Source organism: Kitasatospora sp. NPDC091335 (genome assembly GCF_044757205.1).
Lineage (GTDB): Bacteria > Actinomycetota > Actinomycetes > Streptomycetales > Streptomycetaceae > Kitasatospora.
Genome location: NZ_JBIVUM010000003.1, coordinates 230,188 through 243,509 on the forward strand (window position 1 = coordinate 230,188; position 13,322 = coordinate 243,509).

7 protein-coding genes are annotated in these 13,322 nt (G+C 74.2%); 6 read left to right on the forward strand and 1 reads right to left on the reverse strand.

Features of this window, described 5'->3' with window-relative positions; all coding sequences use genetic code 11:
• Positions 1–14: 14 nt before the first annotated feature.
• Positions 15–668: a GntR family transcriptional regulator gene (locus ACIQOW_RS09660; protein ID WP_188301603.1), complete on the forward strand. Its 654-nt coding sequence runs from the start codon at positions 15–17 to the stop codon at positions 666–668.
• Positions 669–818: 150 nt separating this feature from the next.
• A complete protein-coding gene (locus tag ACIQOW_RS09665) occupies positions 819–1,364 on the forward strand; it encodes a (2Fe-2S) ferredoxin domain-containing protein (protein WP_401081897.1) in 546 nt (181 codons plus the stop codon).
• 75 nt (positions 1,365–1,439) lie between these two features.
• Here ACIQOW_RS09665 and ACIQOW_RS09670 read toward each other — a convergent pair whose 3' ends face one another.
• Complete coding sequence (locus ACIQOW_RS09670) at positions 1,440–3,821, reverse strand: helix-turn-helix domain-containing protein (protein ID WP_401081900.1); 2,382 nt, start codon at positions 3,819–3,821, stop codon at positions 1,440–1,442.
• A gap of 306 nt (positions 3,822–4,127) precedes the next feature.
• Between ACIQOW_RS09670 and ACIQOW_RS09675 the strand changes: the two genes are divergently transcribed.
• From ACIQOW_RS09675 to ACIQOW_RS09690, 4 genes are all read left to right on the forward strand, one after another.
• The gene (locus ACIQOW_RS09675; protein ID WP_401081903.1) at positions 4,128–8,660 is read left to right on the forward strand and encodes a GDSL-type esterase/lipase family protein; all 4,533 of its coding nucleotides are present in this window, start codon (positions 4,128–4,130) and stop codon (positions 8,658–8,660) included.
• A gap of 333 nt (positions 8,661–8,993) precedes the next feature.
• Positions 8,994–11,225: a hypothetical protein gene (locus tag ACIQOW_RS09680; RefSeq protein WP_401081906.1), complete on the forward strand. Its 2,232-nt coding sequence runs from the start codon at positions 8,994–8,996 to the stop codon at positions 11,223–11,225.
• On the forward strand, positions 11,215–12,552 hold the full coding sequence (locus ACIQOW_RS09685; protein ID WP_401081909.1) for a hypothetical protein: 1,338 nt from the start codon (positions 11,215–11,217) through the stop codon (positions 12,550–12,552). The genes ACIQOW_RS09680 and ACIQOW_RS09685 overlap by 11 nt, the downstream gene beginning before the upstream one ends.
• Before the next feature lie 275 nt (positions 12,553–12,827).
• Entirely contained in the window at positions 12,828–13,262 is a 435-nt protein-coding gene (locus ACIQOW_RS09690) for a hypothetical protein (protein WP_401081912.1), read from the forward strand.
• Positions 13,263–13,322 lie beyond the last annotated feature (60 nt).

The window sequence follows — 13,322 nt, forward strand, 5'->3', positions numbered from 1 at the left end:
CGAAAGGAAGCCCGATGGCGATCGAGCGGCGTCCGCTGCGCGAGCAGGTGAAGGACGAACTCCTGGAGCAGCTCGGCCGCGGCCGGTTCACCCCCGGCGAGTCGATCAACGAGGTCCAGCTCGCCGAGGAACTGGGCGTCAGCCGAACGCCCCTGCGCGAGGCCCTGATCAGCCTGGAACGCGAGGGCATCATCACCAGCGAACGCGGCAAGGGCTTCCGCTTCGCCCCCACCGGCAAACAGGAGTTCCTCGACCTCACCGCGATCGTGATCGCCCTGGAGTCGCTGGCCCTGCGCACCTCCGACCCGGCCCACCTCGCCGAGATCGCCCCCCGACTGCTCGCCGAGGCCCACGCCTTCTCCGCCCCCCAGGCCCCGCACGGCACGATAGAGCGCTACGACGACGCCTGGCACGCCCTGCTGCTCTCCGGCTGCGCCAACACCCGGCTGCGCGACATGATCGAGTCGCTGAAGCTCACCCTGCACCGCTACGAGCGGGTGGTGGTCGGCGACCACGAGATCCTGGAACGCGCCGCCGAGGAGCACGAGCGGATCGCCCAGTGCCTGCTGGACGGCGACATCGACCAGGCCGTCACCGCGCTGGAGGCCAACTGGACCAGCGGCATGGAACGCATCCTGGACCGCCTGCCCCCGGTCGTCACGCTCTGACGCGCTCTGACACACAGGGCCCCCACGCGCGGCGCTCGACAGCGCGATCACGGCCTCGGCCGACGAGCCCGTAGCGGCCTGCACGACGAATGTGGCCGGCACTCGCTCTCCACCGCGCTGACGAGGCTGGCCGACACGGGTGTCGAGACCGTGGTCGTGATCGGCGTGCGCCTCGCGGCCTCCGGCCCGGCCCAGTCCTGGCTGCGGCGGATCGCCGCGCACTGGTGGCGCGAGCGCGCGGGCCACCGCCCCGACATCCTCGTCGCGACCCGCCTCGCCGACTCGCCGGACGCCGTCGCCCCGGTCGCCGCGGTGACGAAGGCCGTCACCGGCACGGAGCCCGGTCTCACCTCCGCCGCCTGGGAGGAGGTCCCCGGCCACCGGCACCAGGTCCTGGTGTGCCGCGGCCCGCGGTGCGCGGCCAGGGGAGCGGAGGAGGGACTGCGCGCCCTGGTCAGCGAACTGACCGCACAGCGCCTCGGCGACGACGACGTGCTCGTCACCCAGACGGGGTGCCTGTTCCCCTGCAACCAGGCCCCCGTCGCCGTCGTGCAGCCGGACGACGTCTGGTACGGGAGGATCGACCCGGGTGTCGCGAGCCGCATCGTCACCGAGCACCTCGCCGGCGGACGACCGGTCGGGTCCCACCGACTCCCCCGCCACAGGAAGGAGCGGGCAGAGCACCACGACGACTGATCACGCCCACCGGCCCGGGGCCGAGCCGATCGTCACCACCGGCATCGCCGCCGGCGCCCGGGGCCAGGGCCTGGCTCAGCGGTGGTCGCGGGCGGGCAGGAGCGATGCCAGCGGGCCACTGGGGGCGCCGGGGCGGCCGGTACGAGCGTCGTCGAGCGTACGGAGCTCGGCGGTGGCGTCGCGGCGCCGCGGGTTGTTGAGCTCGGTGAGGGAGCGCTCCGCGGCCAGCAGCTGCGCGCGGGCCTCGTCGTGTCGGCCCAGGCACCGCAGCGTGATCCCGAGGTCGAGGCGCACGGGTTCGCTCCAGGCGAGCATGCCGGCGCCCTCGAACGCTACGAGGGACTCGCCCAGCAACGGCTCCGCCTCGCCCCAACGCCCCAGCGCTGCCAGGTCGTTGCCCAGATGCTGGAGGGTGACGGCCCGCAACACGGCGACCAGGTCCGGCGAGCACCCGGCAAGCCGCTCACGGTAGATGACCTCGCCGTGCCGGTGGATCGTCAGCGCCTCCTCGACCCGGCCGAGATCACGCAGGTGCGCCCCCAGAGTGTTGAGGGCGGTCAGTTCGGCGATCCGCCCCTCGGGGGCGGGGTTCGCGCGGTGACACGCGGCGCAGTCCGTGAGCCAGGCCAGCGCCTCCTCGACCCGGCCCAGGTGCTTCAGCGCACTGGCGCCGTAGCCCAGCGCCCACCCCACCTGGAGCCGGTCGCCGCACCGGTGGGCGATGGCGAGCGCGGCGGTGGCGGCCTCCAGAGCCCGGCGGTGGTCGTGGACGCACCGGTTGTAGGCCCAGGCGAGGAAGTTGAGGTGGACGGCTTCCTCCCGCCGGCTCCCCAGCGCGCGGGCGGCATCGGCGGAGCACCGGAACACCTCCACCCACTGCTCCCAGTGCTCCGTCCGGTCGGAGAACCAGTGCATCGCCTGCGCCGTGTCGACGACCTCCCGGTGCCACCCGGCGGCGAGCGCCCGCCGGAGCGCCCACAGCCACTGCGACCGCTCGCCCTCCAGCCAGGCGTGCGCCCGCTGCCGGCCGACGGGCGCGGTGACGGGATCGGGATCGGGACCGGTGGCGGGATCCCCCGCGGACACCCGGTCCTGCTCCGCGTGGAAGTGCAGAGCGGCCCCCCGCGCCCGGGCGAGCATCCAGCGGGCGGTGCGGTCGAGAGCGGCTTCCAGGACCACGGCCCCGTCGTCGGTATCGGCCTGCTCGGCGGCGAACAGCCGCAGCAGGTCGTGGAAACGGTAGCGTTCGAGCACCGGATGGGGTTCCAGCAACCCGTGGTCGGCCAACTCCCGCGCGCACAGCCGTGCCTCGCGCACACCGACACCGGACAGCAGCGCCGCGCTCTCGGGACTGAAGTCGGCCCCGGCCGCGAGCGCGCCGCGCCGCAGCAGGGTCCGGGCGGGCGGGGTGAGCTGCCGGTAGGACAGCGCGAACGCGGCGCGCACGCGCAGGCTGCCGGCCTGGAGGGCGTCCAGGCGGCGCTCCTCGCCGGTGAGTTCGGCGACGAGCTTGCTCAGGTGCTCCTGCGGCCGGGCGGCCAGGCGCTGCCCGCAGATCCGCACCGCCAACGGCAGGTACCCGCACAGCCGCGCGAGGTCGTCGGCCGCCTGCCGCTCCCGCTCGACGCGTGCCGGCCCGATGATGCGGGCCAGCAGCTCGGCCGACTCCCCGGCATCCAGCAGGGCCAGGTCGATCCGCTCTGCCGCCTCCAGCCCGGTGAGGGCGTGCCGGCTGGTGACGATGGTCAGTGAGGCGCCGCCGCCGGGCAGCAGGGGGCGGATCTGCTCCTCGGCGGCGGCGTTGTCCAGGAGCAGGAGCAGCCGGCGTTGGGCGGCGATCGAGCGGAAGAGGCCCGAGCGGTCCTGGGTGCCGTGGGGGACGGCGCTGTCGGCCACCCCCACCGCGCGCAGGAGGCGGGCCAGTGCGTCGCGGGGCGCGAGCGGCTGTTCGTCCATGCCGCGCAGGTCGAGGGCGAGCCGGCCGTCCGGGTAGTGCGGGGCCAGGACGTGGGCGGCGCGGGTGGCGAACGCGGTCTTGCCCAGGCCCGGCTGACCGGTCACCAGCGCCAGCGGTGGGCAGGCGGCGCCGGTGGCCTCGGCGAGGGCCCGGATGCGGGCGAGCGCCGCGCCGCGGGCGGTGAAGTCGTCGAGGTCGCGGGGCAGCGGCAGGGTGCCCGCGGGCACCGTGGCGGCGGGCCGGGGCCGGGGGCGTCCCGGACTCGCGGCACCTTCCAGCGCCTCGGTGTCGCCGCTTCCCAGGTCCAGGGCCCGGGCCAGGGCCTGGACGGTGCGGCGCTGCGGTCCGCGGGTGCGGCCGCGTTCCAGGTCGGCCAGCGCGCGCACGCTCACCCCGGCGGCGTGGGCCAGCTGTTCCTGGCTGAGGCGGGCACGGGTGCGCAGGCCGCGCAGGAGGCCGCCGAAGGAGTCGGCGCGGGGTGTGGGGTTGGAGGTGCTCATCGTCCGGGTCCTGTGTGGGGCGTGCCGTGGTGACGCCGCGGCATGTCCGGCAGAAGTATGCCGGGTGCCAGTTCTGCCGGTACGACTGCCTGGCGCCGGGCGCCCGGCGGTGGTGGACTCGGAGCGGCCGCGCACACCCCGCGCGGCCGGGGCCGGGACGGTGCACGCCGGCCGCCCACACCCCCCTTTGCCGAATCGAACCCCGCTCACAGATCGACCGGACCACCCCTCGGCCCGTCGGGAGCAGTCGCCCCGGCGGGCCGCACGCGTGCGGTCACCCCATCCCCGAACCCCAGGGAGCCTCCCTTGCCATGTGATCGTCCACGATCACCCGCCCTGCGCCGGATCCCCGCGATCGGCTGCGTGCTGTCCCTGCTCATCGGTCTGGTCTACGCCCTGACGGCGGCGGCACCTCCCGCACGGGCGTCGGTCAACGACCTCGGCTTCGCCACCTGGAACATGCAGGGAAGCGGAGGGAAATGGGCGGACTACATCAAGCCGTTCCTGCACGAGAACCCCCGGATCACCGTCCTGGCGCTCCAGGAGATGTCGAGCCCGCCGCCGAGTTTCTTCTCCCTGGGGGACCAGACGATCCCCGCGGCGTACAACACCGCGGCCGGCCCGGCAGCCGCGAACATCGTGGTCTCGCAGAGCTACTTCACGATCGGCGAGGAAACGTTCCTCCTGTTCTGGGCCATCACCGACACCAACGGAGACCCGGCTCGCCCCGGCCGGGTCAACGTCGGCCTCATCGTGCGCACCAGCGCCCTGCCGTTCAACGTGACACCCGAGCCGATGGTGGTGCAGCCCGATCCCCTCGGCAACAGCCTTCCCCGTCCGCTGATCGGGGTACGGCTCGGCAGCGACGTCTACTACAGCGCGCACGCCTGGTCCGGCGGCGGCAACGACCGGAACAACATCGTCGCGGGCGTGGCGCAGCGCGGCGGCACCGGCCCGAACGGGCAGTGGGCGGTGGCGGGGGACTTCAACTTCAACCTGCTGGACCCCAACCAGCCGCTCGGGTGGGTTCCGCCCGCAGGAGTACTGCGCCGCAGCGGCGAGCCCACCCGTTCGAGTGCGGACGGGCAGCGGCTCTCGGAGCTGGACTACGCGGTCACGAGCGTGCCGCCGAACCCGGGGACCAGGACGGCCAGGCGGGGGTTGCAGGGCTCCGACCACTTCCCGGTCCAGTTCAACGCCCCCATGCAGGCCGCGGCGGAGCCCGTCGCGTACCGGCTGATCGACCAGGCGCCGGCCGGCGGCGCACGGGTTCGGACCATCGGTCTGGGCCCGGACCGGCGCGGTGAGAACGGCACCCCGATCATCGCGCAGGAGGTCGCGCACGACCTCGGGCAGGTCCTGGAGAGCGTCGGTCCCACCGGGATCGGCGGCGTCGACTACTCCGGCCTGCGGGCCTGGGCGTCGGGCAAGTGCCTGGACGTCGAGGTGGCCGCGGCGGGCACGGCGGCCAGGGCGGTGGTGCAGAACGACTGCCAGGTGCCGGCGGCGAAGAGCCAGCTGTGGCGCCTGGACACCGGATACAACCAACTCGTCAACGCCGACGGCCTCGCGGTGACCCTCGGGGCGCCGGTCGGCACGGCTCTGACGGCCGGCGCGCCGAGCGTCCAGAGCGGCGCCTGGGGCCTGGACCCCGTCGACACGTGGCGGTGGAAGTGCGCCGTCGAGACGCCGGCGGCCGTCACCACCGCGGCCTTGGCGACCGCCTCCGACGGCCAGACGCCCTTCCCGCCACCGCAGGGCGGCGTCTGCGATCCCGCCGAGGGGGCGAAGGTCTCGATGGGCGACAGCTACATCTCCGGTGAGGCCGGGCGGTGGGCGGGCAACGCCAACAGCTATGCCGAAGGATCGGCGTGGGGGACCGACCGGGCGGCCGTGGACTGCAACGCCGACGAGAGCACCTGCCGGCACGACCTGAGCCTGGTCTACGGCGACACCTCGTACGCGGACAAGCCCGGCCAGGCGTGCGACCGTGCGGACTCCGCCGAGATCCACGGCGCGGAACTGACGGGCCGGCGCTACAACATCTCCTGCTCCGGCGCGACGACCGCCGCCGTGCTGTCCCAGTCGTTCAAGGGGCAGCGCCCGCAGATCGAGGAGCTGCACGACCTGGCGGCCACCCGCTACGTCTCCCTGGTCGTCCTGTCCATCGGGGGCAACGACCTGAGGTTCTCCGAGATCCTCGCGGACTGCGCCAAGGCCTACCTGTACCCGTCGGTCAACAACAACGGCTGCCGGGCGTCCCAGGAAGCGCAGTTCGCCGCCCAGCTCGACGCGGTGAAGGCCGACGTCGTCAAGACCCTGCAGGCGATCAGGAGCACCCTGCACGACAGCGGCCAGCCCGACGGCAGCTATGACATCGTGCTCCAGTCCTACCCCAACCCGCTGCCGAGCAGCGGCCGGTACCGCTACCCGCAGGACTCCGTCAACCCGTTCCAGAAGTACGGGCGTTACACGCAGGGCGGCTGCCCCTTCCTCGACCAGGACACCGACTGGGCGCACGACTCGGTGATCCCCCGCATCACGGCCCTGCTCGGCGACGCCGCGCGGCAGGCGGGCGTGTCCTTCCTGGACGTCCAGGACGCCTTCGCCGGCCACGAGCTGTGCGCGACCTCGGCCCAGCAGGCCACCTCGGCCAACACCCTCGGCGCCCCGGTGGACGCGGCGAAGGCCGAGTGGGTGCGGTGGGTGCCCTACCTCAGCGAGCAGACCAAGGACATCGGCTGGACGGCCCAGGGCCACCAGCAGGAGGCCGTCCACCCCAACTACTACGGCCAGCAGGCCCTGGCCGCCTGCCTGACCAAGATCACCGCAGGGCTCACCGGCCGCCCCGTCACCTCACGCTGCGCGGGTGCCCCCGGCACCTCGCCCGGCGGCCTGGACGACAGCAGCCAGCTGCTGGCCAAGGGCAACCGCCGGGGCCCCGTCGACGGACTGCCGGACTGGAGCAAGGCCGGCTACCGGGGCGGCGAGCGGCTACCGGGCGAGGCGCAACGCTCCAAGGACGCCAAGTGCCGCATCACGGCGCAGGACCTCGCCGCCACGTACGGGGTGCGGGCCGATGACGGCACGGACGACACGGACGGCATCCAGCGGGCCATCGACCACGTCCGCACCGACTGCACGCCCAACGCCTCCCCGAGCCGTCTGTCGTCGATCGAACTGCCCAGGGGCACGGTCAACGTCAGCAAGCAGCTCTCGGTGGACGCCTCCTACCTGGTGATCCGCGGGCAGGGCACCGGCAGCGCCGGCGGGACCCGCATCGTGTTCAGCCCGGACGCCGCGACCCGCTACGACACCCTCTACAAGGGCCCCAGCGACCCGGCGCCCTCGCGCTGGGACCAGGACGCGATGCGCTACGAGTGCCCGGGCAAGCTCGGCTCGATCATCGGCACCGGCGGCTGGATCTGGCCGGGACGGGGACTGTTCCGCGTGCAGACCCGGGAGGTGTCCGCCAAGCACCAGCGGATGTGCGGCGACATCTCCAAACTGCCGGAGAACCGCAGAGACCTGTTCGAGGGCTCGGTCAACCAGCACTGGGAGTCGGGCGTCGAGGTCGCCGGCACCGCCGCCGACACCGCGTACGCCGCGCGTCAGGGCGGACGCACCATCCAGCTCAAGCCCGACGCCGACATGTCGGCGTTCCGGCCCGGCGGCTACCTGTGGGTCGGCGCGGCGAACAGCCTGAAGTTCTACCAGAGCCAGCAGATCGACACGACCGCCGCGGCAAGCTACCTGGACAACCTGCACATGCGCCAGCAGGTCTTCCTGATCTCCTCCGTCGACGGCGGCGGCCGCACCGTCACCGTCGACGAGCCCCTGGAGTTCGACATGCCCGTGAACTCCGTCTCCGACGGCTCACCGCCGCTGCCGGCCGGCACCGTCTACGCCAGCAAGGTCACCCCGCTCAAGATGATCACGAACGTCGGGTTCGAGGACTTCACCTTCACCCAGCAGCTCGACGGGATGCCGGCCAACGACGGCAGCACCTACCACGTCGACCCCGCGTGCACGGTCATGGGCCCGAACTGCCCGGTCCACAACTACGGCAACCTCGCGCCCGAGTACGCCATGCACGGCATCGTCTTCAAGTGGGCGGCCGACTCCTGGGTACGGGGTGTCCGCGGTGAGATGACGGGATCGCACCCGATCGTCACCGAGGTCGCCAAGAACCTCCAGATCGAGAACAACTACTTCGACGGTGCCTGGAACAAGGGCAAGGGCGGAAACGGCTACCTGCGCGGCTCGCGCGTGTGGGACTCCCTGTACGCGTTCAACACCACCCGCAACCTGCGCCACTTCACCTTCCAGTGGTCCTCCTCGGGGAACGTCGCGTTCGCCAACGACTTCGACTCCGACCTGAACCTGCACGGCGGATGGGAGCGCCGCAACCTCTTCGACAACAACGTGGTCCACGTGCCCTTCGAGCACGCCTCCAAGAACTGCACCGTCAACTGCGGCGGTGAGGGGGGTGTCAGCGACAAGGGAACCTGGTGGCCGATCTACTGGAGCGCGGGCAACAAGGCCGTCAAGTGGTCCGGCTCCAGCGGCCCCCAGAACGTCTTCTTCAACAACGCCCTGACCAAGCAGACCACCGCCCGCGGCCCCTACCTGCCGTACCAGCCCTACTCGACGCGCCAGCGCGTCTACCAGTTCGGCTCCGACGCCACCGATCCGCGTCTCTTCAAGCACCTGACCTCCTCCGGCACCGCCATCCCGGACTGGGCCGACATGGAACGCCTGGACTACACCGGCGGAAACGGGGTGAACAACTCCTACGAGGACGACGGGAACTCCCTGTTCCTGAAGAGCTTCCGCTGACGGGACATGCCCGGAGGCCGTTCGGATCAGGCCTCGCACAGCACACCCGGGGGCGCCCCGGCCCGGACATCCCGATCCGGGCCGGGGCGCCCCGCGCCATGGGGCGCGGGGCGCCCGAGTACGGACGGGCGACGCGTTCGCGGTCCGATCCGGCCACGCACACGTCGGTGACGACGCCGTACACCAGCACTCGGCTCACTTTCCGGCCGCGCCCGTGACGCCGCCCCCGATCCCCCTCCCCCGCCTCGCGCCGCCCCCGGGGACCGGGGGCGTCCGCACTCGTCGAGACCAAGCCCAGGTAAAGTGACCGGCCGAACCACCGGGAGGGCGCAGATGCGGACACCGACAGGGATACGGAGACGGACCGGGATATTCCGGGCCCGGACGGGCACGGCGCTCGCGGCGCTCGTACTGCTCGGCAGCGCCGGAACGGCCGTCGCGGCCGACCCGAGCGCCGGGCCGAGCCCCGCGGCAGCGTCCACGGCGACCGCCACCGCCGCGCCGAGCGGTCAACCCGCCGGCGGCACAACCCAGGCCGAGCGCCTGGCCGAGGAACTGCGCAAGAACCCGGTCTACGTCTCGGCCGCCGAGCCGCGCCGGCTTCCGCGCTCGCTCGCCCCGGAGATCGCCGCCCTCGCCGAGCGCACCGGCGTCCCCACCTACGTGCTGGCGCTGCCGGACGGCGACGCCGCGCTGCTCGCCCTGGTGCACGACCGGCTCGGCGCGGACGGCCTCTACGTGGTGATCAGCGGCTACGGCCTCATCACCGCGACCGCGTTCGGCGTCGACGTTCCGGTGGACGAGGCCCGCCGGGTCTCCCTGTACGGCACCCCGTACAGGGCCGGGCCGCTCGCCGGGTTCGAGAACTTCGTCGACGCCGTCGCCTCCGGCAAGGACCGGGCCGCCGCCAAGGCCGAGGAAGTGTACGGCCGGTACCGCGACAGCGACCGGCCCAGCGCGTACATCAGCGCCACCGACCGGCAGAACCAGAACCTGCTGCTCGGGCTGGCCGTGGTGGTGATCCCCGGCCTGGTGCTGGCCCTCGGCCTTCGCCTCTCCCTCCGCCGGACCCGCTCCTCCGGCGCCGACCCCGCCCGGAAGACCGGCCGGAAGGCTGGACCCAAGACCGGCCTGAAGTCGGGCAGGAAGCCCGCCGTCAGCCTGGACAAGGGCCCGGAGGTGGTGCCCCCCGCTGCCCGGACCCCGGGCGCCGGGTGGCGCCTCCGCGGCCTGCTGCCGGTGACACTGCTGGCGACGGCCGCCGCCGTGTTCGGCGTGGTGCACTACGCGCCCACCGCCTTCCCCCAGGTCATCGACAGCCCCTACCTGAACGTCACCCAGGCGGACCTGAACGCCCGCGTCGACGAAATCGCCACCGGGCTCACGGCCGACCCGGTCTACCAGGACCCGTCCGGCCCCGACGCCCTGACCGCCGCCGACCTGCCCGCGATCCGGCAGCGGCTCACCGAACTCGCCCCCAAGGGCCCGGTGCACATCGTGGTCACCTCCGCCGACAGCGACGGCGAGACCCGCTCCGACCGCGACCTGCTGCTCGCCCTGATCCACGAACGCACCGGCCGCAACGGCGTCTACATCCTCGTCGACCAGCTGACCGGCGTGATCGGACTCGACAGCTACGGCACCGGCCAGGACACCCTGCACCGCTTCGCACGCGTACCGACGGACGTCAAGTACGCGCGCGGCGAAACCAAGGGTCTGAACGTGGCACCGCGGCTGAACCAGGTGCTGGACGCCGTCGCCGCCGCCGAGCCGAAGCCGGGCTACGATCCCGCGGAACGCGACACCACGCTGCCCCCACTGCACGACAACCGGCTGCCCGCCCTGTTCAGCAACGACTTCGGCGGCGGCATCGCGCTCGGCGTGATGCTGCTCGGCGTCCTGCTGTTGCTGGCCTGGGCTGCCCTCGCCACCGCCCGGGCCGTGCTCCGCTCCCGGCGCGCCCGCGCGGCCGGCTCCTCGCAGCAGCACGCCAAGCCCCGGCACACCGGCCCGCTGCCGTCCCTGCGGCACCTGCGTGCCCGGGCCGGCGAGGGCGTCCGCGAACTCGCCGCGCGACTGGCCGCCGCCGACCAGGACGCGCCCGGCCGCACCCGCGCCTGGGACTGCCTGGACGCCGCCGGACTCCTCGCCGACAGCAACGGGCAGCACCCCGACGGGTCGGCCGAGGCGGGCGACCTGGCCGCCGTCGTGGTACTCGCCGAGGCCGGGCTGGCCGCTCTCCGCGGCCACCTCCACCCCACCCTCTGCCGGCTCGACCCGCTGCACGGCGAGGCCACCGGCGGCCGGGTGCCGGCCTGGTTCGCCGAGCTCGGCATCGGCCCCCGGTCCGCGCAGTTGTGCCCCACCTGCCGGGACGCCCTCCGCAGCGGCGGGGCCGACCAGGCCGCCCGTGCGGGCCTGGCCCGCGACCGGCTGCTGCGCCTGCCCGGGGCGGACGACCGCACCCGGACCGCCTGGGACGAGGCCGGGCAGATCCTGCCGGCCGCCCGCGAAGGGCTCGAAGCACTCATCCTCAGGGCCAGGGAGTCCGCCAGTGTCCAGTGACCACCCGACCGTCCGCCACCCGTCCGCCGGCCCCGACCGGCGCCTGCTCGGAGGGCTGTTCGCCGCGCTGCTGATGGCTTGCGTGGCATTGCTCGGCACCGGCGCCCCCGCCCGCGCGGACAGCGCCGGCCCCGGACCGACCGCCACGACCATCGCCGAGGCGCTGGCCACCAGCCCGGTCTACGTCGACCCGTCCTTCGCGGCCGCCGTCACCGCCTCCCAACAGCGGGAACTCGCCGACCAGATCGCCGCGACCGGCCTGCCCATCAAGGTGGTGCTGGTGCCGCTGAAGAAGGGCGACGCGTTCGGCGGCAGCGCCAAGGGCCTGGCCGCGGTGCTCCAGGAACGCCTCGGCCAGCCGCAGTTGATCCTGCTCACCAACGACGAGTACGTGAGCTGGCTCAAGGGCACCGAGTGGCCGAACGACACCCACCAGACCCGCGACTCGGCCATGGCCGTGGGCATGCTCAAGGAACTCAAGGATGCCGGACTGGCCGCCCGCGTCGGCCGGGCCATCGAACTGATCAAGACCGGCCAGGGCACCGCGGTCTACAAGGCCGAGGCCGCCCGGGTCGACCGCGAGTACTCGGCCCGGCCCAAGGCGAAGGACCAGGCCGCCGACTCCTCCTCCGGTGGCCAGGGGACCCTGCTCGCGGTCGCCGCGGCGCTGGTCCTCGCCGTCGGCGGCGCCGCCTTCCTGGTGCTCCGCCGCCGCTCGCCCCGGCACACCGCCTTCACCTTCCCCGACGCCGTCTTCGCCGCCGATCAGGCCGCCGACGAGGCCGGGCTGCGCCGGCAGGCCGCCGCCGAGGTGCTCGCCCTCGGCGAGGCCGTGGACGGCGCCGACGGGGCCACCACCCCCGGCCTGGGCCGCGCCCTGGACGCCTACGACGCGGCCGGCCGGGTCCTGGACGCCGCCCGCGGCATCCCCGACCTGGCGGGCGTGCTCGCCCTGGCCGCCGAAGGACGCTCCGCGCTCGCGGCCGAACCGCGGCTTCCGCTGTGCTTCTTCGACCCCCGGCACGGCGCCGCCGTCCGCCGCACCACCTGGCGCCCGCTGGGGCGCCGGGAACGCGTCGACGTCGCCGTCTGCGAGGACTGCGCCCAGGCCCTGCGCGCCCGCCGCGCACCCCAGGTGCTCGCCGTCCGCGACCAGGGGCGCACCATCCCCTACTTCGAGATGCCCGCCGACCGCAGCCTCTGGGCCGCCACCGGCTACGGCTCGCTGCTCTCCGGCCCCGACGACACCCTCGCCGCCCGGGTCGGCACCGGCGAGTTCAGCCGGGCCCGGCAGCAGTCCGAGGACCGCGGCGCGGCCAAGGACTGAGCCCGGGAGGGTTTTCTGACGGAGCGCCGCTTCCCCGGGGGAACCGGCGCTCCGTCGTTCTGCCGTTCCCCTGTTCCGCCGGCCGTCCGACCGTCCGGGGAGGTGCAGCCGGTGGACGGGTCCGTCCGGGCCGGGTGGCGGCCCCCGCCGGACCGTGGCCCCGGCCAGTCCGCTCCGCTCCGCCACCCGGCCTCCCCCGCCGCGGGGCCGTCGCCTACAGTGAGAGGTTCTTGCGGACAGGACCGGGTGACGGCACGAGCGGGGAGGGGTCCGGAGTGGAGCGACGCGTACGCCGGACCGCGGCCGCCGCGCTGTCCTGCGCGTTCCTCGCGGTCTGGGCCGTCTGCCAGGTCCTCCTCGGCACGGCGACGGGCCCGGCGCAGCCGGTTCCTGACGCGGCGCCCGCCATCGCCGCCCCGGCCGCCCCCGCCCCGACCGCCCCCGCCGTACGGCTCGGCCCGGCGGGCGCGGAGGTCCGGCGCGCAGCGGACCACCCCGGCTTCGATGTCGCCCGGCGGCAGACGGCCACCGCCGAGCCCGGCGTCCGGCTGCCCGCGCTCCCGCCTGCCGCGCTCCCGGCCGCCCGGACGGACGTCCCCCGGCCCCGGCCCGGGGTGTACGCCCCGGGGCCGCGTCAGGAGCGGGCGCCGCCGTCCGGCCACTACGACCCCCGCCACACCCGCGGTCCTCCCGCCACCCGGTCCAGCTGACGTCTCACCGCGCCCGCCGACCCGGGTGCCGCGGCCTGTCCGCGGCCCGGACGGGGAGGA

Excerpts from the sequence above, each read along its gene's own strand:
- ACIQOW_RS09660 (WP_188301603.1), top strand. The coding sequence starts at position 15 with ATGGCGATCGAGCGGCGTCCGCTGCGCGAGCAGGTGAAGGACGAACTC.
- ACIQOW_RS09670 (WP_401081900.1), bottom strand. The coding sequence starts at position 3,821 with ATGAGCACCTCCAACCCCACACCCCGCGCCGACTCCTTCGGCGGCCTC.
- ACIQOW_RS09680 (WP_401081906.1), top strand. The coding sequence starts at position 8,994 with ATGCGGACACCGACAGGGATACGGAGACGGACCGGGATATTCCGGGCC.